Annotated in this window: 21 protein-coding genes; 16 read left to right on the top strand and 5 right to left on the bottom strand. The window is 68.9% G+C overall.

Annotated features, from left to right (window positions below; genetic code table 11):
* Positions 1-12: 12 nt before the first annotated feature.
* On the bottom strand, positions 13-531 hold the full coding sequence (locus tag OED01_RS07120) for a murein hydrolase activator EnvC family protein (protein ID WP_264157675.1): 519 nt from the start codon (positions 529-531) through the stop codon (positions 13-15).
* A gap of 298 nt (positions 532-829) precedes the next feature.
* On the opposite strand from OED01_RS07120, the gene rpsB reads away from it, so the two are divergent.
* The 9 genes from rpsB to OED01_RS07165 all read left to right on the top strand — a co-directional run bounded on the left by rpsB (position 830) and on the right by OED01_RS07165 (position 7,516).
* On the top strand, positions 830-1,693 hold the full coding sequence (gene rpsB / locus OED01_RS07125; protein ID WP_264157676.1) for a 30S ribosomal protein S2: 864 nt from the start codon (positions 830-832) through the stop codon (positions 1,691-1,693).
* A gap of 59 nt (positions 1,694-1,752) precedes the next feature.
* Complete coding sequence (gene tsf, locus OED01_RS07130; protein WP_264157677.1) at positions 1,753-2,580, top strand: translation elongation factor Ts; 828 nt, start codon at positions 1,753-1,755, stop codon at positions 2,578-2,580.
* A 92-nt stretch (positions 2,581-2,672) separates the two neighbouring features.
* Positions 2,673-3,389, top strand: a complete 717-nt coding sequence (gene pyrH / locus OED01_RS07135; protein WP_264157678.1) for a UMP kinase — start codon at positions 2,673-2,675, stop codon at positions 3,387-3,389.
* A 71-nt stretch (positions 3,390-3,460) separates the two neighbouring features.
* Positions 3,461-4,015: a ribosome recycling factor gene (gene frr, locus OED01_RS07140; protein ID WP_264157679.1), complete on the top strand. Its 555-nt coding sequence runs from the start codon at positions 3,461-3,463 to the stop codon at positions 4,013-4,015.
* 6 nt (positions 4,016-4,021) lie between these two features.
* Entirely contained in the window at positions 4,022-5,146 is a 1,125-nt protein-coding gene (locus tag OED01_RS07145; protein ID WP_264157680.1) for a phosphatidate cytidylyltransferase, read from the top strand.
* A 10-nt stretch (positions 5,147-5,156) separates the two neighbouring features.
* Positions 5,157-5,732, top strand: coding sequence for a DivIVA domain-containing protein (locus OED01_RS07150; RefSeq protein WP_413231615.1), 576 nt, complete (start codon positions 5,157-5,159; stop codon positions 5,730-5,732).
* 48 nt (positions 5,733-5,780) lie between these two features.
* Entirely contained in the window at positions 5,781-6,503 is a 723-nt protein-coding gene (locus tag OED01_RS07155) for a lytic transglycosylase domain-containing protein (protein WP_264157682.1), read from the top strand.
* Positions 6,504-6,515: 12 nt separating this feature from the next.
* Entirely contained in the window at positions 6,516-6,803 is a 288-nt protein-coding gene (locus OED01_RS07160) for a hypothetical protein (protein ID WP_264157683.1), read from the top strand.
* Positions 6,800-7,516, top strand: coding sequence for an alpha/beta hydrolase (locus OED01_RS07165; protein WP_264157684.1), 717 nt, complete (start codon positions 6,800-6,802; stop codon positions 7,514-7,516). Before OED01_RS07160 ends, OED01_RS07165 begins: the two co-directional genes overlap by 4 nt.
* Positions 7,517-7,522: 6 nt before the next feature.
* Here the strand turns inward: OED01_RS07165 and OED01_RS07170 are convergent, their stop codons facing one another.
* Entirely contained in the window at positions 7,523-8,575 is a 1,053-nt protein-coding gene (locus OED01_RS07170; RefSeq protein WP_264157685.1) for an AI-2E family transporter, read from the bottom strand.
* Between the two features lie 177 nt (positions 8,576-8,752).
* Between OED01_RS07170 and OED01_RS07175 the strand changes: the two genes are divergently transcribed.
* Together OED01_RS07175 and OED01_RS07180 are read left to right on the top strand one after the other, a co-directional pair.
* The gene (locus tag OED01_RS07175; RefSeq protein WP_264157686.1) at positions 8,753-10,666 is read left to right on the top strand and encodes a glycosyl transferase; all 1,914 of its coding nucleotides are present in this window, start codon (positions 8,753-8,755) and stop codon (positions 10,664-10,666) included.
* The gene (locus OED01_RS07180; protein ID WP_264157687.1) at positions 10,663-11,604 is read left to right on the top strand and encodes a tetratricopeptide repeat protein; all 942 of its coding nucleotides are present in this window, start codon (positions 10,663-10,665) and stop codon (positions 11,602-11,604) included. The genes OED01_RS07175 and OED01_RS07180 overlap by 4 nt, the downstream gene beginning before the upstream one ends.
* Positions 11,605-11,647: 43 nt before the next feature.
* On the opposite strand, the gene glgB is transcribed toward OED01_RS07180, so the two are convergent.
* The 3 genes from glgB to glgX are packed head-to-tail and all read right to left on the bottom strand — an operon-like array spanning position 11,648 to position 18,057.
* Positions 11,648-13,855 (bottom strand): 1,4-alpha-glucan branching protein GlgB, encoded by a 2,208-nt coding sequence (gene glgB / locus OED01_RS07185; RefSeq protein WP_264157688.1) that lies wholly within the window; start codon positions 13,853-13,855, stop codon positions 11,648-11,650.
* A complete protein-coding gene (locus tag OED01_RS07190; protein WP_264157689.1) occupies positions 13,852-15,924 on the bottom strand; it encodes an alpha-1,4-glucan--maltose-1-phosphate maltosyltransferase in 2,073 nt (690 codons plus the stop codon). Before OED01_RS07190 ends, glgB begins: the two co-directional genes overlap by 4 nt.
* A gap of 60 nt (positions 15,925-15,984) precedes the next feature.
* On the bottom strand, positions 15,985-18,057 hold the full coding sequence (gene glgX, locus OED01_RS07195; protein ID WP_264157690.1) for a glycogen debranching protein GlgX: 2,073 nt from the start codon (positions 18,055-18,057) through the stop codon (positions 15,985-15,987).
* Positions 18,058-18,149: 92 nt separating this feature from the next.
* Between glgX and OED01_RS07200 the strand changes: the two genes are divergently transcribed.
* The 5 genes from OED01_RS07200 (at position 18,150) to OED01_RS07220 (ending at position 23,901) form a co-directional block, all read left to right on the top strand.
* Positions 18,150-19,325, top strand: a complete 1,176-nt coding sequence (locus OED01_RS07200) for a cysteine desulfurase family protein (protein WP_264157691.1) — start codon at positions 18,150-18,152, stop codon at positions 19,323-19,325.
* Positions 19,326-19,334: 9 nt separating this feature from the next.
* Positions 19,335-20,432 carry a tRNA 2-thiouridine(34) synthase MnmA gene (gene mnmA / locus OED01_RS07205; protein ID WP_264157692.1) on the top strand — a complete coding sequence of 366 codons (1,098 nt, stop codon included), beginning with the start codon at positions 19,335-19,337 and terminating at the stop codon, positions 20,430-20,432.
* A gap of 157 nt (positions 20,433-20,589) precedes the next feature.
* Positions 20,590-22,905, top strand: coding sequence for an NAD-dependent DNA ligase LigA (gene ligA, locus OED01_RS07210; RefSeq protein WP_264157693.1), 2,316 nt, complete (start codon positions 20,590-20,592; stop codon positions 22,903-22,905).
* A complete protein-coding gene (locus OED01_RS07215) occupies positions 22,902-23,381 on the top strand; it encodes a hypothetical protein (protein ID WP_264157694.1) in 480 nt (159 codons plus the stop codon). The genes ligA and OED01_RS07215 overlap by 4 nt, the downstream gene beginning before the upstream one ends.
* A complete protein-coding gene (locus tag OED01_RS07220; protein ID WP_264157695.1) occupies positions 23,374-23,901 on the top strand; it encodes a P-loop nucleotide/nucleoside kinase family protein in 528 nt (175 codons plus the stop codon). Before OED01_RS07215 ends, OED01_RS07220 begins: the two co-directional genes overlap by 8 nt.
* Positions 23,902-23,906: the final 5 nt, after the last annotated feature.

Genomic DNA, 23,906 nt, shown 5'->3' on the forward strand with positions numbered 1-23,906 from the left:
CCCCGCCGCGCGTCAGAGCGGAGCGCAGCAGGGCAGCAGGATCGCTCGTTCGACCGGCCCGAACATCGCCATCGGATCGACGTAGACCCCGTGCACCCGCAACCCCATGTGGACGGCACCCGACGGAGCATGCCCGCCCGACGCGACCGTGCCGATCGCGTCGCCCGCGGTCACCGCATCGCCTGCGCGCAGGCGCGACGCCACCGGCTCGAAGGTGGTGACGAGCCCGCCGCCGTGGTCGATCGTGATGAGCGGACGGTCGACCACCGTTCCGACGAATGCCACGATCCCACTCGCGGGAGCCCGCACCTCCCCGTCGGGCGCCGCGATGTCGATTCCGCGATGACCAGGGCCGTAGTCGTGCGCCGGGGCGACGAACGGCTCGACGACCGTCCTGGCCCCCGCAACAGGCCACTGCCAGTCCGATCCGCCGCCGGCCGGCGCCTCCTCCGGGCCGAGGAGCAGACTGTGCGCGACGACGAGCGCGATCACCGCGAGGGAGCGGGCGCGAAGCGTGAGGTGAGCGGACATGAGTCCATCGTGCGCGGGCCGACGAGCCCGGGTGATCCCGGATCTCAGCAGCTGTGCAGAACCCGCGTGTCCCGTGCCTCGGTGCAGGGCGAGTGAGCGGGGCTGATCGGGTACACTTGTCCATGCACCTCGATTCCGGGGTGACTACGCGTGCCCAAAGCGACCTCGGTCGCGGCATCCACTCCCACAGGTCCTGTTCGCAGAACGGGCGGGTGTGCGCCGGGCACCAGGCTCGACGATCGGACGATCGGCGAAATCAACCTCAACGGCGTGCGAACGCCAGAACAAGGAGACGACCATGGCTGTGGTCACCATCCGCCAGCTGCTCGACAGCGGCGTGCACTTCGGACACCAGACCCGCCGGTGGAACCCGAAGGTGAAGCGCTTCATCCTCACGGAGCGCAGCGGCATCCACATCATCGACCTGCAGCAGTCCCTGTCGTACATCGACAAGGCCTACGACTTCGTCAAGGAGACGGTCGCGCACGGCGGCACCATCCTCTTCGTCGGCACGAAGAAGCAGGCTCAGGAAGTCCTCGCCGAGCAGGCCACCCGCGTCGGCCAGCCCTTCGTGAACCAGCGCTGGCTCGGTGGACTCCTCACCAACTTCTCCACCATCGCGAAGCGTCTTGCCCGCATGAAGGAGCTCGAGGAGCTGGACTACGAGAACCCGGCCGCTTCCGGCTTCACGAAGAAGGAGCTGCTGCTCAAGAAGCGCGAGCTCGACAAGCTGCACAAGTCGCTCGGCGGTATCCGCAACCTCGCGAAGACCCCGTCGGCTCTGTGGGTCGTCGACGCCAAGCGCGAGCACCTCGCCATCGACGAGGCCAAGAAGCTCGGCATCCCCGTGATCGGCATCCTCGACACGAACGCGGACCCGGACGACTTCCAGTACCCGATCCCCGGCAACGACGACGCGATCCGCTCCGTCTCGCTGCTCACCCGCATCATCGCGGATGCCGCGGCCGAGGGCCTGCAGCAGAAGCACAACCCCGAGCAGGGCGACGCCGAGCCGCTGGCCGAGTGGGAGCGCGAGCTCCTCGAGACCCCGGCCGAGACGACCGAGGTTCCGGCCGAGACGACCGAGGCTCCGGCCGAGGCACCTGCCGCCGAGGCGACCGAGGCTCCGGCCGAGGACGCTGCGGTCACCGACGCGAAGTAATTCCCTCGGGCTGAACCCGCCCGCGAACACACACATCACGAAGCAAGGAGCCGCCACACATGGCCAACTTCACCATCGCCGACATCAAGGCGCTGCGTGAGCAGCTCGGTACGGGAATGGTCGACACCAAGAAGGCGCTCGAGGAAGCCGATGGCGACCGCGAGAAGGCCGTCGAGATCCTGCGCCTGAAGGGTGCGAAGGGCAACGCCAAGCGCGCTGACCGTTCCACCAGCGAAGGCCTGGTCGTCGCTCGCGAGCAGGACGGCGCCGTGACGCTCGTCGAGCTCGCCTGCGAGACCGACTTCGTCGCGAAGAACGACCGCTTCATCGCGCTGTCCGAGAAGGTCGCCGACGCCGTGGCCGCCGTCAAGGCGAACACGGTCGAGGAGGCCCTCGCGGCCGACGCCGCAGGCCAGACCGTCGACCAGCTGATCTCGGACGAGGCAGCGATCATCGGCGAGAAGGTCGAGCTGCGTCGCGTCCGAACGCTGACCGGTGACAACTTCGAGGTCTACCTGCACCGCACCAGCAAGGACCTGCCGCCGCAGATCGGTGTCGTCGTCGCCTACTCGGGTGACGACGCCGAGACCGCGCGCAGCATCGCCCAGCACATCTCGTTCGCGAACCCGTCGTACCTCTCCCGTGAGGACGTTCCGGCGGCAGACGTCGAGAAGGAGCGCGAGATCGTCACCGAGATCTCCCGCAGCGAGGGCAAGCCCGAGGCTGCACTGCCGAAGATCGTCGAGGGTCGCGTGACCGCGTTCATCAAGCAGGTCGCACTGCTCGAGCAGGACTACGCCAAGGACAACAAGCTGTCCGTGGCGAAGGTCGCGCAGGACGCCGGCATCACCGTGACGGACTTCGCGCGCTTCAAGGTCGGCGCGTAACGACGTCGAAGGGGTTCGGATCCGTGAGGGTCCGAACCCCTTCTTCATGCCCAGAAGGCACTATCTTGATTTCGGGACGAGAGGATTCACCCATGACTGAACGAACCGGACGCCGCCGCGTCCTTCTCAAGCTCTCCGGCGAGGCATTCGGTGCCGGTCAGCTGGGTGTCAATCCAGACGTGGTCAGCCAGATCGCGCGCGAGATCGCCGCAGCCGTCGATCAGGTCGAGATCGCCGTCGTCGTCGGCGGAGGCAACTTCTTCCGCGGGGCGGAGCTCAGCCAGCGCGGCATGGACCGCGGGCGAGCCGACTACATGGGAATGCTGGGCACCGTCATGAACGCCCTCGCCCTCCAGGACTTCCTCGAGCAGGCCGGAGCCGCGACGCGTGTGCAGTCCGCGATCGCCATGACCCAGGTCGCCGAGCCGTACATCCCGCGCCGCGCCGAGCGGCACATGGAGAAGGGGCGCGTCGTGATCTTCGGCGCCGGCGCCGGTCTGCCGTACTTCTCCACGGACACGGTCGCCGCGCAGCGCGCTCTGGAGATCGGCGCCCAGGAGGTCCTCGTCGCCAAGAACGGCGTCGACGCGATCTACACGGCCGACCCGAACAAGGACGCCACCGCGACGCGCATCGACCAGGTCACGTATCGCGAGGCGCTGCAGCGCGGTCTCAAGGTCGTCGACTCGACGGCGTTCAGCCTGTGCATGGACAACAACATGGACATGCGGGTGTTCGGGATGGAGCCCTCGGGCAACATCACGCGCGCGCTGCTCGGAGAGACGATCGGCACGCTCGTCACCTCCTGAGCGTCGCACGCGGGTGCTGAGGCATCCGCCCCGATAGAATTGCCAGAACACCCCAGACGATTGGAGTCGCCGTGATCGCGGACGTCCTCGCAGAAACCACCACCCGGATGACCAGGGCGGTCGAAGCCGCGAAGGAGGACTTCGCCACGGTGCGCACCGGGCGTGCGAACCCGCAGCTGTTCCAGAAGGTCATGGTCGACTACTACGGTTCGCCCACACCTCTCGCGCAGCTGGCGTCGCTGGCCAACCCCGAGGCGCGCTCGCTCATCGTCACGCCGTACGACAAGTCCGCGCTGAAGGCGATCGAACAGGCGATCCGCGACATGCCGAATCTGGGGGCCAACCCGTCCAACGACGGCAACATCGTCCGCGTGACGATGCCCGAGCTGACCGAGGAGCGCCGCAAGGAGTACGTCAAGCTCGTGCGCTCCAAGGGCGAGGACGCCAAGGTCCACGTCCGCGGCATCCGTCGCAAGGCGAAGGACGAGCTGGACGCGCTCAAGAGCGACGTCGGCGAGGACGAGATCGCCCGCGGCGAGAAGGACCTGGACGCCCTGACGCGTCAGCACGTCGACCTGATCGACGAGGCGCTGAAGCGCAAAGAGGCCGAACTGCTCGAGGTGTGAGCGCCAATGACTGACGATTCCGGGGGCACGCCGCCGAACGATGCGCCGACCAGGCGCAGCGAGCGGCGACGCGACGCGGCACCTGCGCCGTTGAGCGACACCGCCTTCCCCGGGTTCGACGCGGAGATCGTTCCGCCGAAGCCGGAGCTTCCGCCCACCCCGGCGCCCGGCATGTCGACGGGGGAGCACAACGCCATCCGCGAGCAGTGGCGAGCGAAGCGCGGCGAGTTCGAGAGTCACGTCTCGCACGCGCGGGGTCAGCTCGACCAGGCGAACGAGCGCATCAAGGAGCGCACCGGGCGCGACCTGATCGTCGCGATCCTGATCGGTCTCGCCGCCGGAGCCGTTCTGCTCGGCTCACTGTTGTTCATCAAGTGGCTCTTCGTGCCGATCGTGCTCGCGATCGCCCTGCTGAGCATCTACGAACTCGGACTCGCCCTGCGCGGCGCGGGCCGTCGCGTCGACATCGTTCCGCAGTTGATCGCCGGCGCCCCGCTGGTGCTCGCCGGGTACTTCGCGGAGCCGTGGTTGTGCTGGGTCGCACTGTTCGTCTCGGTCGCGTTCGTGATCGTCTGGCGTCTGGTCGCCCAGATGGTGGTGCAGGACGGGCGCACGTACGGCGAGGTGCTCGGTGACGTCGTGGTCGGCGGATTCATCCAGGTGTACGTGCCTTTCCTGGCCAGTATCGCCCTGATCCTGCTTTCGCAGGAGGGCGGGCAGTGGTGGGTGCTCGCGTTCATCGCGATCGCCGTCGCTGCGGATACCGGTGCCTATGCATCCGGACTCGCATTCGGCAAGCACCCGATGGCCCCGCGGATCAGCCCGAAGAAGACGTGGGAGGGCTTCGCTGGCGCCGTCCTCGCCGCGACCGGCGTGGGGGTGCTCCTCGCGCTCTACCTGCTCGACATGCCATGGTGGGCGGGTGCGATTCTCGGTGCGGCCGTGCTGCTGTCCGCGACTCTCGGCGATCTCGCCGAGTCGATGCTCAAGCGCGACCTCGGCATCAAGGACATGAGCTCGTGGCTTCCCGGTCATGGTGGTCTGCTCGACCGCCTCGACAGCATCCTGCCGTCGACGATTCCCGCGCTCCTGCTGTACTTCCTGCTGTCGCCGTGGGTGAGCATCGGGTGAGCGGGTTACGGTGGATGACGTGACAGATACTCAGACGAAGCCGACGTCGGCGGGGTTCACCCTGACGACCGGCCGAACCCGCGGATACCATCCGGCGGCCGTCGACACGTTCCTCGCCGCGGCCAAGGCGAGCTTCGAGCGCGATGACGATGCGCTGTCCGCGGAGGACGTCCGTCTGGCCTCCTTCCCGATGGTGAAGAACGGCTACGCGGTCGCCGAGGTGGATGCCGCACTCGGGCGCATCGAGGATGCCTTCGCCGCTCGTGTCCGCGACCGTGCGGTGCGCGCCGACGGCGCGACCGCGTGGGTCGAGCAGGCCAGGAGCGAGGCGCAGGTCATCCTGGATCACCTCGCCCGACCGAAGCTCCACAAGTTCGCTCGGGTCGGCTGGCTCTCATACGGCTATCGCGCCGAGGAGGTCGACCACGTCGCCCGCCGCATCGTCCGATACCTTCGCGACGGTGATGAGCTCTCGGTCGAGCAGCTGCGTTCGGCGGCGTTTCGGATGCAGCGAGGCGGCTACCGGGAGGAGCAGGTCGATGCCCTGCTCGACGCGACCATCGAGGTCATGCTCGCGGTTCGCTGAGCATTCCCATGGTCCGCCCAGCGGGCTCTGGTCTAGACTGAGGCTATTGTGAGTTCACCCCACGAGTCAGAAGAGATCGTCCCGGCAGCCGGCCACGGCCGCTCCGACATCCTCTCCACGGACAGGCGCGCGGCGAGCAGCCGTGCGCGGTGGTCGCGTCGACGCGGTGTCGCAGCCACGCTCGCATCGCTCGCCGTCGTCGGATTCGCAGCGGCGATCGTCGCCCCGACCGGGTTCGCCCTGGCCGACCCCGTGGATGCGGCGCAGGCCCAGACGACGGTGTACTCACTGGCGGCCGAGGACTCGCAGGATCTGCGTGTGACGGTCGAGGGCACGGCGTTCGCTCCCGTCGATCGCGGCACCTATGAGGTCTACATCAAGCCGAAGCCCACGCCGACGCCGACTCCGAAGCCGGCCTCGTCCGGCTCCTCCAGCAGCGGCAGCGGCAGCGGCAGCGGCAGCGGCAGCGGCAGCCGACCGCAGTACACCGGCGGCGGATCGCCGGCCGAGTGGATGGCGGCAGCAGGCATCGCCCAGAGCGACTGGGGCTACGTCGACTACATCGTCTCCAAGGAGAGCGGCTGGAACCCGAACGCGACCAACAAGTCGTCCGGCGCCTGCGGTCTCGTCCAGGCTCTTCCCTGCAGCAAGGTTCCCGGCAACGGCTACGACCCGGTCGACAACCTCCGCTGGGGCAACGGCTACGCCATCGGCCGCTACGGCAGCTGGGCGAGCGCGTACAACTTCTGGCGGAGCAACCACTGGTGGTGACCTCGCTCCGCCATGCCCCGATCCCGTAAACGACGTCCGGAGCGCTCCACCACCGAGGACTCCTTCGATCGCCTCCTCGCGGGGTGGAAGCGCACCGAGACCCGGCGTGGCCGGGAATGGGTCGTACAGCCCGTTTCGGCGCTCCAGGCGCAGAAGGAGTACATCTGCCCTGGGTGCGCGCTGACCGTCGTCCCCGGAACCGCGCATCTGGTGACCTGGCGTGCGGACGGCGTCCTCGGCGATGCCGCGGATCTGGCCGCGCGCAGGCACTGGCACACGCACTGCTGGCGGCTCGGATGAGCATCGAGATCCGCGGGCCGCTGAATCTGCCGGCGCTCCGAGAGGATGTCGAACTGCGCACCGCGGACGGGCTCAGACTGGTGGGCGAGTTGGCGATGCCCGTCGAGCGTCCCCCGGTCGCGACGCTCGTCACGCTGCATCCTCTTCCGACCGCCGGCGGGTGCATGGACTCCCACATCATCCGCAAGACCGCTTCGCGGTTGCCGGCCCTCGCCGATCTCGCCGTCCTGCGGTTCAACACGCGCGGCACGTCGTCGCCACGAGGCACGAGCGACGGGACGTTCGACGGCGGCGGGGGCGAGCGCCTGGACGTCGCGGCGGCCATGGACTTCGTGCATGAGCGGGGACTGCCGACGCCGTGGTTGCTCGGCTGGTCATTCGGGACCGATCTCGCGGTGAAGTACGGTCTCGAGCACGATGTCGTCGGAGCCATCCTCCTGTCGCCTCCGCTGCACCGCGCGAGTGCCGCAGAGGTCGCGGCCTGGGCGGGCGACCCGCGTCGGGTGATCGCCCTGATCCCCGAACTGGACGACTATCTGCCGCCTGAGCGGGCGCGCGAAGGCTTCGCCTCGATCCCGGATGCGGTACTGATCGAGGTCGAGGGGGGCAGGCATCTGTGGGTGGGGGAGAGTCAGACCCGCCGGGTGATGACCGAGATCGTCGCGGCGGTCAACCCGCAGGCACTGCCCCTACCGACCGTGTGGTCCTCCTGACGCGGATCACCGTTCGTTCATCCGGGGGATGACCACCTGTCGGTAGATGATCAGGATGCTCGCGGCCACCGGGATCGCGATGAGCGCACCGAGCAGGCCCAGCAGCGAGCCGCCGGCGAGGGCTGCGACGACGACGACCGCTCCGGGTACCGAGACGGCGCGGCTCATGATGCGCGGGGAAATGACGTACGCCTCGATCTGCATGTAGATGAGGTAGTAGATGCCGGCGGCGAGAGCCGTCGCGGGGGAACCCAGTCCCGGGATCAGGCACGCGAGCACGATGATGGTCGAGCCGGTGAGGGTTCCCACGAGGGGAATGAGCGAGAAGAAGAAGGCGACGACGGCGAGGACGGCGGGGAACGGTGCCTGGATGATCGAGAGGTAGATCGCACTCAGCACGCCGTTGATGACGCCGAGCGACACCTGCCCCATGACGTAGTAGCCGACGGAATCGGTGATCTGGTCGGCGAGATCGATGAAGCGCGGTCGCTTGGATGCCGGCACGAGCTGGTACACGGCGCGCTTGAGCGACGGCGTCGACGCCGTGAGGTAGATCGTCAGGATCAGGACGATGAAGGCGCCGAAGAGCCCGTTGACGACCGTGAGGCTCGCATTGATCACGCCACCGGTGATGCTGCCGACGTTGGCGAGGAGCCAGTCCTGGGCCTCGGTGAGCACGCGATCGATGTCCAGAGCCGGGAAGATGCCGCCCAGCCACGTCCGAAGATCCGCCCAGATGTCGTTGCTGCTCTGCACGAGCTCGGTGATCTGCTCGACCAGCTGGGTCACCTGGGAGATGATGATCGGCAGCACGATGAGGACGATGCCGGTGAACACGCCCAGCACGGCCACGATGGTGACCAGTACGGCGAGCCAGCGGGGCAGCTTCTGACGCTCGAGCCACGAGATGAGCGGATCCAGGCCCAGGCTGATGAACAGGGCGGTCCCGAGGTAGAGCAGCACGGTGGACAGCGTCTGCACGCTTCCGATGAGAAGGATGCCGAGCCCCACCCCGAGGGTCGCGACCAAAGCCGTTCGGAACGGATTGTGCAGCTTCATGTCGGCTCCTCGCAGGACAGGTGACGCCAGCGTATCCAGTGGACGGCGGCCGGCGACGCAGACGTGCCGAGCGCCTCCAGGGTGATCCGCCTGGGACAACACTCAGGTGATTTCGCTAGTCTGAAACGTCGAGCGATGATCCGGCCCCCTTTCCGGATCACGTAAGGAGAACTTTTCGTGCGATTCGTATGGGCCGTCGTGGCCTTCGTCCTGGCCACGCTCCTGATCGGTGCGGGTATCGCTCAGCGCACCCTCTTCATGGGTCCGTCCAGCGAGGAGCTCGTCCTGGAGACCTCGCAGCCCGAGCCCTACACGCTGATCGATGGCGCGGTGCTGCGCACGCAGCCGGGGCTCCAGAGCCTCATCATCCGCGGCGACGGCGAGCTGTTCGCGGCCTACGGCCGCACGGCCGACATGGAGGCGTGGCTCTCGGACGCCACGTACAACTCGATCACGCTGAAAGAGGACGGCACGCCCGAGACCACGGTCGTCGAGCCGGAGCTCGCCGAGGACGAGGAATCGACTGAGGAGCCGACGCCGGCACCGACCGAGGAGCCGGCAGAACCCGCGGCCGGCCGGAACCCGGCAGGCTCGGACCTGTGGCTGGACTCGTTCACGGAGCAGGACCAGATCATCACCGACATGCAGCTGCCCGAGGGCACGAGCATCCTGATCGCACGCGACGGCACGGAGCCGGCACCCGACGACATCGTGGTGTCCTGGCCACTGGACAACTCCACGCCACTGGCCGGCCCGCTGATGGCCACCGGAGGTCTGATGCTCGCGATCGGGGTGGTGCTCTACATCCTCGGCATCCGCCACCAGCGCCGTGGCCGTGGGCCGCGCCGCAAGGGGCTCGGTCCGATGCCGCCGACCGAGCCGATCGACGTCGCGATCGACAGGGCGCCCGAGCGGGAGGCCATCGAACCGGCACCCGCCTCGGACGCCGAGGCCGGCGCCCCGTCCGATGCCGACTCCGAGGCGACCGGCGCCACGGAGCAGAACGGGACGACCAAGCGGGTCGCGGTGACGCGTCGACGTCTTGCGATCCCCGCACTGGCCCTCGTCGCCGCGCTCGCGACGGGTTGCTCCGCTGACTCCTGGCCGCAGTTCGGCGCGGAGACGGCGACGCCGTCGCCGACGCCGACCGTCATCGCCCCGGAGAACCAGAAGCCGCCCGCCGTGACCGAGGCCCAGGCCGCACGCATCCTGCAGAACGTGTCCGAGACGGTCGCGCAGGCGGACACCGATCTCGACATCGATCTCGCGGCGACGCGACTCGACGGTGCGGCGCTGACCGCCCGCCGCACGGACTACAAGCTGCGCGGCGCCATCGCGGATCGCCCGGTGCCGGCCGTCATCCCGACAGACAAGGTCGAGATCCTGCTGCCGCAGGCCACCGACGCGTGGCCGCGCACCGTGCTGATGCTCTCGAAGAGCGACGCCGACGACTCGGCGGCGCCGGTGATCCTCACCATGACGCAGCAGGACCCGTGGTCCGACTACAAGGTGTCCTACCTCGCCGACATGCAGGCATCCGTCGAGCTGCCCGAGCTCGCTCCGCCGTGGGCGGGGACGACGCTCGTTCCGCCGGACACGACGTTCCTCGCGCTGGCGCCGACCGAACTGGCCGCCGCGTTCTCGGACGTCGTCGACGCCGGTGACAAGAGCGCATCGTACGACCTGTTCGACGACGGCACCCACGAGTTGGCGGCGAAGATCCAGACCAGCCGTCAGTCCGTCGTCGACAATCTCGCCGCGAAGCAGTCCGCGGAGACGGCGAAGGCGGCGTTCGGCATGGACCCGGCCACGGACCAGCCGGTCTCGATGGCGACGCTCGACAGCGGTGCGATCGTCGCGGTCTCCGTGCTGGACAGCGAGACCATCACACCGACCTCGGCGGACGCCGTGATCAAGTTCGGCGAGGACCCCGTGGCCAAGGCACTCACCGGCGTGGATCAGTCAGCCAAGGGCGTGAAGACGACGTACAGCATGCAGCTGTTCTTCTCGGTGCCCACGCAGGTGTCCGGTGAGCAGATCCGCCTGCTGGCCGTGCACCAGGACGTTCTCAACGTGGAAGTGATCAAATGACCGATATCTCACCTGCCGCCCTGCGCGGCGCTGTCGACCTCTCCGCCCTGCGCAACCGTCCGTCCCCGTCCGCGGCGCCAGCGGGATCCGCCGCGCAGCCGGACAGCGCCGTCGCCTCCGGCGCGCTCATCCGCGACATCACGGATGAGACGTTCGGTGAGGTGCTCGAGCTGTCCCGTACGGTTCCGGTGGTCGTCGACCTGTGGGCCGAGTGGTGCGGCCCGTGCAAGCAGCTGAGTCCGATCCTCGAGAAGATCACTCAGGAGCTCGCCGGGCGCGTCGTGCTCGCCAAGGTGGACGTCGACGCGAACCCGCAACTGGCACAGGGCTTCCGCGCCCAGTCGATCCCGATGGTGGTCGCGCTGGTCGCCGGGCAGCCGGTGCCGATGTTCAACGGCGCCGTTCCGGAGGAGCAGGTGCGTCAGGTGTTCGAGCAGCTCCTGCAGCTCGCGGCTCAGAACGGTGTGACCGGAACGCTGCCCGTCGGCGAGCGGAAGCCGGAGGAGCCAGTCGAAGAGGCCCCGCTGCCGCCGCTGCACGCGGAGGCGTTCGCTGCGATCGAGAACGGCGACTACGCGGGTGCCGTCCGCGCGTACGAGAAGGCCCTGGCGGAGAACCCGCGGGACGAGGATGCACGAGCGGGCCTCGGACAGGTGCGCCTGCTCGACCGCGTGCAGGGCCTCGATCTCCAGCAGGCGCGCGCGGCGGCCGCCGCCGCGCCGCAGGACCTCGATGCGCAGTTCGCCGTCGCGGACCTCGACATCGCCGGCGGCCACGTCGAGGACGCCTTCGGACGCCTGCTCGATCTGTTCGCGGCTGTCGGGACGGACGAGCGGACCGCGGTGCGCGAGCGCCTTGTCGAGCTGTTCGGTCTGATCGGTGCTGACGACCCGCGTGTGATCAGCGCCCGCACCCGGCTGTCGTCGCTACTGTTCTGAGCTTCGCCGGATTCTCTCCGGCAAGACCCGTGGCGGCGGCCGCTCAGCCGTGCGACACGGTAGGCACGTGCGGTTCCGGCTGGTGACGCAGCCACAACGTCGACAGCGCCGGAACGGTGACGGCCGCCACGGGAGCCGCACCGTCCTGCTCCGAGCGGGCGATGACCATGCCGAGGTTCCCGACGTCGTGGCCGCCGAAGGCCGCGGCATCCGTGTTCAGCACCTCCTGCCACACGCCTTCGACGCTGAACGTCAGCGGCAGGGCCGTCCGGGTCGTGCCGCTGAAGTTGCTGATGACCACCAGTCGGCCGCCGTGCGCGTCGCGCCGCTCGAAGGCGATGACGTTCGGGTCCCAGGTCGGACCGCCCATCCGCGTGAACGAGGAGGCATCCCCGTCCCGCTCCCACAGCGGTGACTGGGCGCGGTAGGTGGTGTTCAGGGAGCCGACGAAGTCCATCAGCCGGCGGTGCGCTGGTTGGTCGAGCAGCCACCAGTCCAGCTCCCGCGATTCTGACCACTCGGCGAGCTGGCCGAACTCCTGTCCCATGAACAGCAGGTTCTTCCCGGGGTGGCCCCACATGTAGCCCAGATACGCGCGGGCGTTCGCGAGCTGGTGCGCGTGGTCACCGGGCATCTTCGCGACCAGACTCCGCTTGCCGTGGACGACCTCGTCATGACTGATCGGGAGGACGTAGTTCTCTCCGAACGCGTAGACGAATGAGAAGGTCATCTCGCCTTCGTGGTGCGACCGGTGCACCGGGTCCCGCTGGATGTAGACGAGCGAGTCGTTCATCCATCCCATGTTCCACTTGAACCCGAATCCGAGACCGGCGTGGTCGGTCGGCGCCGTGACGCCGGGGAAGCTCGTCGATTCCTCGGCGATCATGACGATCCCGGGGTGCAGGCGGTAAGCGGTGGCATTCGCCTCCTGCAGGAATCGGATCGCCTCGAGGTTCTCGCGGCCGCCGTGGATGTTCGGCTCCCACTCGCCGTCCTTGCGCGAGTAGTCCAGGTAGAGCATGGATGCGACGGCATCCACACGGAGGCCGTCGATGTGGAACTGCTCGAGCCAGTACAGCGCGTTGGCGACGAGGAAGCCGCGGACCTCGGGGCGGCCGTAGTCGAAGATCAGCGTGCCCCAGTCCTGGTGCTCGCCGCGACGCGGGTCGGCGTGCTCGTACAGCGGCTCGCCGTCGAAGCGGGCCAGGGCGAACGCGTCCTTCGGGAAGTGACCGGGAACCCAGTCGAGGATGACGCCGATGCCGGCGCCGTGCAGACGATCGATGAGATGACGCAGATCGTCGGGGGAGCCGAAGCGGCTGGTCGGCGCGTAGTAGCCGCTGATCTGATAGCCCCAGGAACCGCCGAACGGATGCTCCGCGACCGGCATGAACTCGACGTGCGTGAAGCCCGTCGCCTTGACGTGTTCGATGAGCGCATCCGCCATCTTGCGGTAGCCGAGCCCGTGCCGCCACGAGCCCAGGTGGACTTCGTAGACCGACATCGGCTGGGCGACGGCGTGCGTGGCGGCGCGACGCGTCATCCAGGCGCCGTCCTGCCAGACGTATGCGGACGCCGTCACGACGGATGCCGTCTCGGGCGGTGTCTGCGCGGCCTGCGCCATGGGGTCGGCCTTCAGGACCCAGTGGCCGTCGCGCGTGAGTATCTCGTACTTGTAGCGGGTGCCGATCGTGACATCGGGGATGAAGATCTCCCAGACACCGCTCGAGCCCAGCGACCGCATCGGATGCCCTGATCCGTCCCACCCGTTGTGATCGCCGACCACGCGCACGGCCCTGGCATTCGGCGCCCACACGGCGAATGCGGTACCGAGCTCGGAGCCGTGCGCCATCGGATGCGCACCGAGGACCTCCCACAACCGTTCGTGGCGCCCCTCCGCGATGAGGTGCAGGTCCATGTCGCCCAGGGTCGGGAGATGCCGGTACGGGTCGCCGGCGAAGATCTCGTCGTCATCGCCGTAGGCCGTGGCGACGCGGTAGGCGACCGGTGGACCGTCGTGCCGCGCCTCCCATATGCCGTGAGCGACATGGGAGAGCGCCAGGCGGCGTCCGTCGGCGAACACGAGAGTCACCTCGTCCGCGAGCGGGCGCCGCACTCGGACGGTCGTGTGCGTCCGTCCTGCGGCATCCGTCACCGGATGCGCGCCGAGCACGTCATGCGGTGCGTGGTGCGCGCCTGCCGCGATCTGCGCCCAGCCCTCGGCCTCGGTGACGTCCTCGACGTAGCTCATGATCGCTCCTTCACTGCCAGGATGTGCACCGGCTCGGCGAAGGCGTCGAGCCGTACGTAGTCGTGGTCGCTCCAGGTCCACACCTGTCCCGTGATGAGATCCTCCACCTCGAAGGAGGACCCTGGGTCGACACCCCAGACGCGGGTGTCCAGGTGCACCGTCGTCTCACGGACCGAGTGCGGGTCGACGTTCGCGACGACGATCACGGTGTCGGCGGTGCCTGTTCCGGTGAACTCCGCCCCGAGATGCTTCGCGTAGACCAGAACGGCGTCGTCGTCGCTCCAGTGCACGGAGAGGTTGCGCAGCTGGCGCAGTGCCGGATGATCCCGACGGATCTCGTTCAAGCGCCGCAGATACGGTGCGAGGGAGTCGCCGGCCGCCTCGGCCCCGGCGAAGTCGCGCAGCTTGTACTCGTACTTCTCGTTGTCGATGTTCTCCTCGGCGCCCGGCCGTGCGATGTTCTCGTACAGCTCGTAGCCCGCGTAGACGCCGTAGGTCGGCGCAGCGGTCGCCGCGATCGCGGCACGCACGCGGTAGGCGGCGCGGCCCCCGAACTGCAGGTATTCGGTCAGGATGTCCGGTGTGTTGACGAAGAGATTGGGTCGCAGATAGTCGGCGGTCTCCGTCGCGAGCGACGTGAGGAACTCCTCGAGCTCGGACTTGGTGTTGCGCCACGTGAAGTACGTGTAGCTCTGCTGGAACCCGACGGCCGCGAGCGAGCGCAGGGGAGCGGGCCGCGTGAACGCCTCGGCCAGGAAGACCACACCCGGGTGGGCGTCGTTCACCCGTGCGATCAGCCACTCCCAGAACCAGAGCGGCTTGGTGTGCGGGTTGTCGACGCGGAAGATCTGCACGCCCTGCGCGATCCAGTGCTCGACGATGCGCAGCACCTCGGCGCAGATCCCATCCGGATCGTTGTCGAAGTTCACCGGGTAGATGTCCTGATACTTCTTGGGCGGGTTCTCCGCATACGCGATCGTCCCGTCCGGCAGCGTGGTGAACCATTCCGGATGCTCGGCGACCCACGGATGGTCGGGAGAGGCCTGCAGGGCGAGGTCGAGAGCGATCTCCAGTCCCGCCTTCTGCGCTGCGCGCACGAACGCCCGGAAGTCGGCCAAGGTACCGAGATCGGGGTGGACGGTGTCATGACCTCCGTCGGCGGATCCGATCGCCCACGGCGAGCCCGGATCGTTCGGCCCGGCGTTCAGCGTGTTGTTGGGGCCCTTGCGATGGCTGCGACCGATCGGGTGGATCGGCGGCAGATACAGCACATCGAAGCCCATCTCCGCCACGGCTGGCAACCGCTTCGTCGCGGTCCGGAACGTCCCGCTGATGATCGTGCCGTCCGCCGAGCGCTTGGCCCCCTCCGACCGCGGGAAGAACTCGTACCAGGCGCCGACGCCCGCGCGGGTGCGCTCGACCCGGATCCGGTGCTCATCGGATGCCGTGAAGAGGGACCGCAGCGGCCGCTCCGCGAAGAGCCGCGCGAACTCGGTGCTCCGAGCCGCGTCGAGCGTCGTTGCGGCACCGCCGCCGTCGAGGTCGCTCGCGGCGGCCGACAGGCGGCGGCGCTCGGCCGTCGGCCGGTCCTTCTCCGCGGCGGCTCTGGCGAGGAGCTGGACGCCGGATGCCGTCATGACCTCGACGTCGACGCCGGCCGCGATCTTCACCGCGGCGGCGTGGGCCCAGGTCGCGTACTCGTCCGAGAAGGCCTCGAAGCGGTAGTGCCACGGACCGCGGAGGTCGAGGGCGATCTCGGCCTCCCACCGGTCGGTGCCGTCGTTCAGCGGCGTCAGCCGGTGCAGGCTCTCCGAACCGTCCGGTGCGGTCAGGCGCACGTGCACGGCGATGCGATCGTGACCTTCACGGAACGCGACGACGCTGAACGGCACGACTTCACCGGCGAACGCCTTCGCGTCGAATCCGCCGGGGACGCTCGGCCGCGGATCCGACAGCGGGATCCTGCCCGTGCGCTCCGCGCCTGTGGAGACGGTCGCCGGAGCGGACCGCAGGGGAATCTGGACGGGGCTCCTCAGAGCCTCGGAACGGGATACCGTGCGTGCGGCCATGTCCCGAATCTACCGCCCCAGCGGTCGGCGTGACACCCGCCCGTGACGCGGCGTCTCGAGTCACTCCACCCGGAACAGGTGCATCGAGGTTCCTGGTATCGGCAGAACGTCACCGGGCAGGTGGACGCGCTCCTCGGCATCCGGATGCTCGTCCGCGCTCGACCACAGCGAGACGAACCGCGTCGCGCCCTCAACGGCCTCGGGGAGCGTGATGTCGATCGGTGTCTCCGTGCCGTGCACGATCAGCAGGATGCGGTTGAAGTCCTCAGCGTCGGGCGTCGACGCCGCGACGTACTGCAGCGTCCGGTTGCCCGGGTCCGTCCACTGCTGCTGCTCCATGGTCTCGCCGTTCTGGTCGTACCAGTCCATGACACTCGCGTTGGGGATGTGCTCGCCCAGACGCGCGTATCGGGATGGCCGCAGGGCCGGGTTCTCGCGCCGCAGACGGGTCAGCGCCGCCACATGCGCACGCAGGTCCTCCTGCCACGGCTCGAACTCCCAGTTCAGCCACGTCAGCGCGGAGTCGTGCGCGTAGGCGTTGTTGTTGCCGCGCTGGGTGCGTCCCGTCTCGTCGCCGGCGGTCAGCATCGGGATGCCGGCGGACAGCAGCACCGTCCCTAGGAGATTGCGCATCGCCTTGCGGCGGGCGGCGAGGATCGCCGGGTCGTCGGTCGGCCCCTCGGCGCCGTGGTTGAACGAACGGTTCATGTCGGCGCCGTCGTGGTTGTTCTCGCCGTTGGCCTCGTTGTGCTTGACGTCGTAGGACACGAGGTCGTGCAGGGTGAATCCGTCGTGCGCTGTGACGAAGTTGACGCTGGCCAGCGGGCCTCGCTCGTCCGAGAAGGTGTTGGACGATCCGGCCAGACGCGTGGCGAAACCGCCGATGCCGACCGGGGCCGATGCGCGTCGGGCGTAGTCGATGTCGCTGAGCCAGAAGTTGCGGACGCGGTCGCGGTAGCGGTCGTTCCACTCCAGGAACCCGTCGGGGAAGTTGCCCGTCTGCCAGCCGCCGAGTCCGACGTCCCACGGCTCGGCGATGAGCTTCACGTCGGCGAGGATCGGGTCGTCCTGGATGGCCCGCAGCAGCGCGTGCTCCCGGTCGTACTCGTGGCGGTCGTTGCGCCCCAGAGCCGTGGCGAGGTCGAACCGGAATCCGTCGATCTGCATCTCCGTCGCCCAGTAGCGCAGGGAGTCGAGGACGAGGCGGGCCGCGGCATCCGTCGACGTGTTCAGCGTGTTGCCGCACCCGGTGGTGTCGATGTACGCGCCGTCGTCCTGCTGGCGGTAGTACGCGGCGTTGTCGATGCCGCGCAGGCTCGACCGCGGACCGCCGATGCCCTCTTCCGATGTGTGGTTGTAGACCACGTCGAGCACGACCTCGAGGCCGGCCTCGTGCAGCAGCCGGACCATGCCCTTGAACTCGGAAAGGACCGCCTCCGGTCCTTCCTTGCGGGCGTCGTCGCTGGCGTACGCGGCGTGCGGCGTGAAGAAGTTCAGGGTGTTGTAGCCCCAGTAGTTCGTCAGGCCGCGTTCGAGAAGGCGCGGCTCGGGGACGAACGCGTGGATGGGCAGCAGCTCGACCGTGGTGACACCGATCGAGTGGAGGTACTCGATCATGGCCGGGTGCGCCAACCCGGCATAGGTGCCGTGCAGGGCGGGCGTGACGCCGGGGTGACGCTTGGTCATGCCCTTGAGATGTCCCTCATACACGACCGTGCGGTCCAGCGGGATGCGCGGCTTCTGCACGCCGCCCCAGTCGAAGCCGTCGGCGATGACGACCGAGCGCCATTCCTCATAGCCGTCGCCCTGCGCGAGACCCCTGGCGTACGGGTCCAGAAGGAGCGTCTCGGGGTTGAAGGTGTTGCCCGGTCCGTGCGGGCCTCCGACGCGCAGGGCGTACCGGGTACCCGGCTGGAGCAGGTCAGTGGTGACCTCCCAGACGCTGCCCGGGCGGCGCTCGAGACGGACCGTATCGGTCACCCAGTCGAGGTCCGATTCGTCGAAGAGGACGAGTTCGACGGACGAGGCGTTCTGCGACCAGACGCGCAGCGTCGCCGTGCCGTCGTGGAGACGCACACCGAGATTGTCGAGGTTGGTTCCGCCGGGGGCGGCGAACGCACGGGTCGCGGACATGAGTAACACCCTAAGGCGCTTGTGTTGCAGTCTCATCTCAGGCTGTACTCGGTTCCACCTCCGCACGCACGAAACCGGGGGAGAATCGAAGCATGCGGCACTATCTCGATCACGCGGCGACAACGCCGTTGCGCCCGGAATCCCGCGATGCGTGGCTGGCGGCGACCTCGGTGATCGGAAACGCCTCGTCGACGCACGGTGCAGGACAGGACGCGCGCCGTCTCCTGGAGGAGTCCAGGGAACGCATCGCGGCCGTGCTGCAGTGCGATCCGATCGAGGTCGTGCTGACGTCCGGGGGGACCGAGTCCATCAACACCGCTCTGCGGGGTCTGTGGGCGGCTCGTCCTCAGGGGACGAGCGCGATCGTGCTGCCGGATGCCGAGCATCACGCGACCGTGGACACGGTGGCGGCGCTGGCCCGCGAGGGCGCCGAGGTGCGGATCGTGCGGGTGAGCGATCGGGCGCGGATCGATCCCGATCATTTCGCGGACGCGCTCCCCGGCGCGGCGGCGGCCACTGCACTGGTCGCCAACAACGAGGCGGGCACGATCAACGACGCGGCGGCTCTCGCGCGTGCGGCCGGTTCCGCCGGAACGCCGCTGCATCTGGACGCCGTCGCGGCGCTGGGACACGTGCCCGTCTCTTTCCGAGGGCTCCGCGGCGACGCACCCGCCGGCGTCGGGCTGGTCGCGATGAGCGTCGCCGGGCACAAGATCGGGGCGCCGGTCGGCATCGGCGCGCTGGTCGTCGCGCGTTCGGCACGGCTGAGCGCGCTCCTGCACGGCGGCGCTCAGCAGCGCGGACTGCGCGCGGGCACGCAGGACGTCGCCGGAGCGGCCGCGTTCGCCGTGGCGCTCGAGGCAGCCGAATCCGAGCGCGTCGCCGAATCGGCTCGGCTCACCGGTCTCCGGGATCGCCTCGTGTCCGGCATCCTGTCCCGCGTCCCGGATGCCGAACTGCTCGGCGACCCCGTCGATCGGCTGCCGGGGAACGCGCATGTGCTGTTCCCCGGCGCCGTGGGGGAGAGCCTGCTGTTCCTGCTGGACGTGGCAGGCATCGCCGCATCGACCGGCTCGGCGTGCCAGGCGGGAGTCGCGGAACCATCGCATGTGGTGATGGCGATGGGTCGGACCGAGCAGGACGCCCGCAGTGTGCTGCGCTTCACGCTCGGCCGCACCTCGACCGAGGACGACGTGGATGCCGTGCTGGCGGTGATCGCGGACGTCTGCGCACGTGCATCCGGGTCCGGTTCAGCCAGCGGCTCGTAGACTGGACCCATGCGTATTCTGGCGGCCATGAGCGGTGGCGTTGACTCGGCCGTCGCGGCAGCACGAGCGGTCGAGGCGGGCCACGAGGTCGTCGGCGTGCACCTGGCGCTCTCGCGCGCCGGGGGTACCCTTCGGACCGGCAGTCGGGGCTGCTGCACGATCGAGGACGCCATGGATGCGCGTCGCGCGGCGGATCGCCTGGGCATCCCGTTCTACGTGTGGGATTTCTCGGAGCGTTTCCGCGATGACGTGATCGACGACTTCATCAGCGAGTACCAGGCCGGCCGGACGCCGAATCCGTGCATGCGCTGCAACGAGAAGATCAAGTTCGCGGCGCTCCTCGAGCGCGCGTTGGAGCTCGGCTTCGACGCGGTATGCACCGGCCACTACGCGACGCTCGTGTCGACGGAAGAAGGCCTCGAGCTGCACCGGGCGTCCGACAACGCGAAGGATCAGTCCTACGTGCTGGGCGTGCTGACGGCCGAGCAGCTCGCGCACACGTACTTCCCGCTCGGGTCGACGCCGTCCAAGGCGCTCGTGCGAGCCGAAGCCGCCGAGCGCGGACTCAGCGTGGCGCAGAAGCCGGACAGCCACGACATCTGCTTCATCCCGGATGGCGACACCCGCGGCTGGCTCGCGGAGAAGGTCGGCACCGCGACCGGGGAGATCGTGGACCGCGAAGGCGCCGTGGTCGGTTCGCACGAGGGAGCTCACGGCTACACGGTCGGCCAGCGGCGCGGCCTGCATCTGGGCGTTCCGGCGCCGGACGGCAAGCCGCGGTTCGTGCTCGAGGTGCGCCCCGTGTCGAACACGGTCGTCGTCGGTCCCAAGGAGGCGCTCGCGATCGCCGAGATCTCGGGGGAGCGGTTCAGCTGGGCCGGGGCGGCGCCGACGGACACCGAATTCGCGTGCCACGTGCAGATCCGTGCGCACGCCGAGCCGGAGCCCGCGACGGCGTTCGTGACGGACGCCGGGGTGCGCGTGCTCCCTGAGCAGCCGCTGAACGGCGTGGCGCCGGGCCAGACCGCCGTGCTGTACATCGGAACGCGGGTGCTCGGTCAGTTCACGATCGACACGACCGTCTCCGCGGTCCCGGTCGGGGCCTGATCCCTCGGGCGCGCTCGGCATCCGACTCGCAGAATGACGCGGATCTCGCACGTTCTGCGCGGTTTCGTGCGAGATCCGCGCGGTTCTGCGAGATCGGTGCTGCCGGATGCCGGTGACGCGGCCTGCGACTGTCGGTGCCCGCTCGTAGACTCGAGCTGTGCCGGAGAACATCTCGCTGGAAGACGCCCGCCTCGAAGCCGAAGAGCTCACGACCCGCATCCTGGAGGCGAAGGACGCGTACTACGGTCGCGACACCTCGCTCGTCGACGATGCGACCTACGACACGTGGATGCGCCGTCTCGAGGAGCTCGAGCGCCTGCACCCCGAGCTGCAGGGACAGGATTCCCCCACGCAGATGGTCGGAGCGGCTGAGGCCACCGGGCTGGCCACGATCGAGCACGCAGAGCGGATGCTGAGCCTCGACAATGTCTTCTCCGTCGACGAGCTGCGCGACTGGGCCGCGAAGACGCAGTCCGCGGCCGGGCGCACGGTGGCGTGGCTGACCGAGCTCAAGATCGACGGCCTTGCGATCAACCTGCGCTACGAGAAAGGCGTGCTGACGTCTGCGGCGACGCGCGGGGACGGTCGCGTCGGGGAGATCGTCACGGAGAATGCGCTCCGGCTTCCCGAGATCCCCGAGCGGCTGAGTGGCGAGGGACACCCCGACATCGTCGAGGTGCGCGGCGAGGTGTTCATCCCGGTCGCCGCCTTCGAGCGGCTCAACGCCGCCCAGGCGGCGTTCCGCGAACGGGCGTACGCCGATGCCCTCGCCCGCTGGGAGAGCCGCGGCGGTGCCAAGAAGCCCTTCGAGGAGGACAAAGCCAGAGCCGCGGCGGCACGTCGCTTCCCCGCCTTCGCCAACCCGCGCAACGCGGCCAGCGGCGGGCTTCGTCAGCAGCTGGACAAGAAGGACGGTCTCGAGCTCGAAGCCGGCCTCCTTCGCATCGAGTCGCTGGCGATGTACGTGCACGGCATCGGAGCCTGGCAGGACCCTCCGGTGGCGACGCAGAGCGAGGTGTACGACCTGCTCGCGGGCTGGGGGCTCCCGACGAGCCCGCACTTCCGGGTGTGCGAAGGGATCGATGACGTCGTCGCCTTCGTCGAGCACTTCGGCGAGCACCGGCACTCCATCGAGCACGAGCTCGACGGCATCGTCGTCAAGGTCGACGAGCTCGCCCTGCACGACGAGCTGGGCATGACGAGCCGCGCGCCGCGCTGGGCGATCGCGTACAAGTACCCGCCGGAGGAAGTGCAGACGAAGCTGCTCGACATCGTGGTCTCGGTCGGGCGCACCGGGCGGGCGACGCCGTTCGCGGTCATGGCACCGGCGCACGTCGCCGGGTCTGTCGTGCGGCAGGCGACGCTGCACAACAAGGACGTCGTCAAGGCGAAGGGCGTGCTGATCGGCGACACCGTCGTGCTCCGTAAGGCCGGAGACGTGATCCCCGAGGTGCTCGGACCCGTCGTCGACAAGCGCGACGGTACGGAGCGCGAATTCGTGATGCCCGAACGCTGCCCGGAGTGCGGCACACCGCTGCGCCCCATGAAGGAGGGGGACATCGATCTGCGCTGCCCGAACGCGCGGTCGTGCCCCGCTCAGGTCCGCGGACGCGTCGAGCACATCGGCTCGCGTGGCGCGCTCGACATCGAAGTGCTCGGCGAGGTGACTGCGGCTGCGCTCACGCAGGCGGAACCGCCCGCGGTGCCGCTGCTCGACACCGAGGCTGGTCTGTTCTCGCTGGAACTCGACGACCTGGTGCCGATCTCGGTGGTCGTCCGTGACAGCGAGACCGGGTTGCCCAAGCAGGACGACGACGGCGTCGTGAAGACGCGATCGCCGTTCCGCCGCAATCCGACCCCTGCCGAGAAGAAGAACGGGATCAATGCGGCGCAGCCGTCCTCCGCCGCGGTCAAGCTGCTCGCCGAGCTCGACAAGGCGAAGACGAAGGAGCTGTGGCGGCTGCTCGTCTCCCTGAACATCCGGCACGTCGGCCCCGTGGCCGCGCGGGCGCTCGCGCAGTGGTTCGGCTCGCTGGACGCGATCCGAGCGGCATCCCGCGAGGAGCTCGCCGGCGTCGAGGGCGTCGGCGGCATCATCGCCGATTCCCTGCTTGCCTGGTTCGAGGTCGACTGGCACCGGGAGATCGTCGAGCGGTGGGCGCAGGCGGGCGTGCAGTGGACGACGCCGGGCCACCCTGGCCCGGGGGCGGCGGTGGCCGAAGGCGGCGTGCTCGACGGGCTGACGATCGTGGCGACGGGAAGCCTCGACGGCTACACGCGCGATGGCGCGCAGGAGGCGATCATCAATGCCGGAGGCAAGGCCGCGTCCAGCGTGTCGAAGAAGACCGATTTCGTGGCCGCAGGGCCAGGGGCGGGATCGAAGCTCGCGAAGGCCGAGGAGCTCGGCATCCGGATCCTGGATGCCGCACAGTTCCACATCCTCGTCACGGAGGGCCCGGACGCGCTCGCATGAAGCGTTATGGCCCGCTGATCGCCGTCCCCGGCGCGTTGGCGATCGGCGATCCAGGACGGCATCACCTGCGGCTCACACCGGATGCCGTGATCCGGCGCGACGGCTCCGAGGGTCGCGACGTGTACGCGTGGGACGAGGTGAAGCAGGTGACCCTCGACGTTCCGACCACGCGGTTCCGCCTTCCCGGTCTGGTCAGCACGGCCGTGCTCGGGGCGGTCACGGTGGTCACCGCCGAAATGCTCGATCTCGACCCGGACGACGGGGCCGTCGAGCTCCTTGTGGACGGCACGTCCATGCGGGTCCCGTTGAGCAGGCATCACGTGGGCGGATACTGGGCGCCGACCGTCGAGGGCGCGCACCGTCTGCTGGAACATCTCATCCGTACGCCGGTTCAGCGGTCGCTGCTCGCGCACCCCGAATCGGTGATCGACATCGCCGCGAAACTCGCTCGCTCCGGGGCGAATGCGCGTGGCTGATCGACTCATCGTGCTCAACGGCATGGCAGGAGCCGGGAAGACGACCTTGGCCCGGCCTCTGTCGCGCGAGCTCGGCGTGCCGCTGGTCTCCAAGGACGCGGTCAAGGAAGCGCTCGGTGGCGCGGTCGACGCTCCGCTGCCGACGCGGGCGGTGGGCGCACTGGCCGCGGATGCGCTCTGGCGGATCGTCGGAATGATGGAGGGCACCGTGCTCGTGGAGTCCGTCTGGCTCACCGGGCGCGACGAGAACTGGTTCCGCCGCGGATGGGAGTCGGCCGGCTCACCCGAAGGGCTGGAGGTCTGGTGCGAGGCGCCGCGTGAGGTGATGCGCGAGAGGTACCTCACGCGGGTGCGTCACGCGGTCCACGACGACCGGGCACGCATCGACGAGTGGGATGCCGCTGCGCTGGTCGCCCGCCCGATGACGGGATTCCCGGTGATCGAGGTGGACACCAGCTCGGTCGTCGACGTCCGGGCTCTCGCCGCACGCATCGCAGCCCACGACGTCGGAGAGAGCTGAACACC

The organism is Microbacterium sp. M28, assembly GCF_025836995.1.
GTDB lineage: Bacteria > Actinomycetota > Actinomycetes > Actinomycetales > Microbacteriaceae > Microbacterium.

Coding starts and splice junctions, on each gene's coding strand:
- mnmA (WP_264157692.1), top strand. CDS start 19,335: ATGCGTATTCTGGCGGCCATGAGCGGTGGCGTTGACTCGGCCGTCGCG.
- OED01_RS07215 (WP_264157694.1), top strand. CDS start 22,902: ATGAAGCGTTATGGCCCGCTGATCGCCGTCCCCGGCGCGTTGGCGATC.
- OED01_RS07190 (WP_264157689.1), bottom strand. CDS start 15,924: ATGGCCGCACGCACGGTATCCCGTTCCGAGGCTCTGAGGAGCCCCGTC.
- pyrH (WP_264157678.1), top strand. CDS start 2,673: ATGACTGAACGAACCGGACGCCGCCGCGTCCTTCTCAAGCTCTCCGGC.
- OED01_RS07120 (WP_264157675.1), bottom strand. CDS start 531: ATGTCCGCTCACCTCACGCTTCGCGCCCGCTCCCTCGCGGTGATCGCG.
- OED01_RS07160 (WP_264157683.1), top strand. CDS start 6,516: ATGCCCCGATCCCGTAAACGACGTCCGGAGCGCTCCACCACCGAGGAC.
- OED01_RS07165 (WP_264157684.1), top strand. CDS start 6,800: ATGAGCATCGAGATCCGCGGGCCGCTGAATCTGCCGGCGCTCCGAGAG.
- OED01_RS07180 (WP_264157687.1), top strand. CDS start 10,663: ATGACCGATATCTCACCTGCCGCCCTGCGCGGCGCTGTCGACCTCTCC.
- OED01_RS07145 (WP_264157680.1), top strand. CDS start 4,022: ATGACTGACGATTCCGGGGGCACGCCGCCGAACGATGCGCCGACCAGG.
- rpsB (WP_264157676.1), top strand. CDS start 830: ATGGCTGTGGTCACCATCCGCCAGCTGCTCGACAGCGGCGTGCACTTC.
- glgX (WP_264157690.1), bottom strand. CDS start 18,057: ATGTCCGCGACCCGTGCGTTCGCCGCCCCCGGCGGAACCAACCTCGAC.
- glgB (WP_264157688.1), bottom strand. CDS start 13,855: ATGAGCTACGTCGAGGACGTCACCGAGGCCGAGGGCTGGGCGCAGATC.
- OED01_RS07200 (WP_264157691.1), top strand. CDS start 18,150: ATGCGGCACTATCTCGATCACGCGGCGACAACGCCGTTGCGCCCGGAA.
- tsf (WP_264157677.1), top strand. CDS start 1,753: ATGGCCAACTTCACCATCGCCGACATCAAGGCGCTGCGTGAGCAGCTC.
- OED01_RS07170 (WP_264157685.1), bottom strand. CDS start 8,575: ATGAAGCTGCACAATCCGTTCCGAACGGCTTTGGTCGCGACCCTCGGG.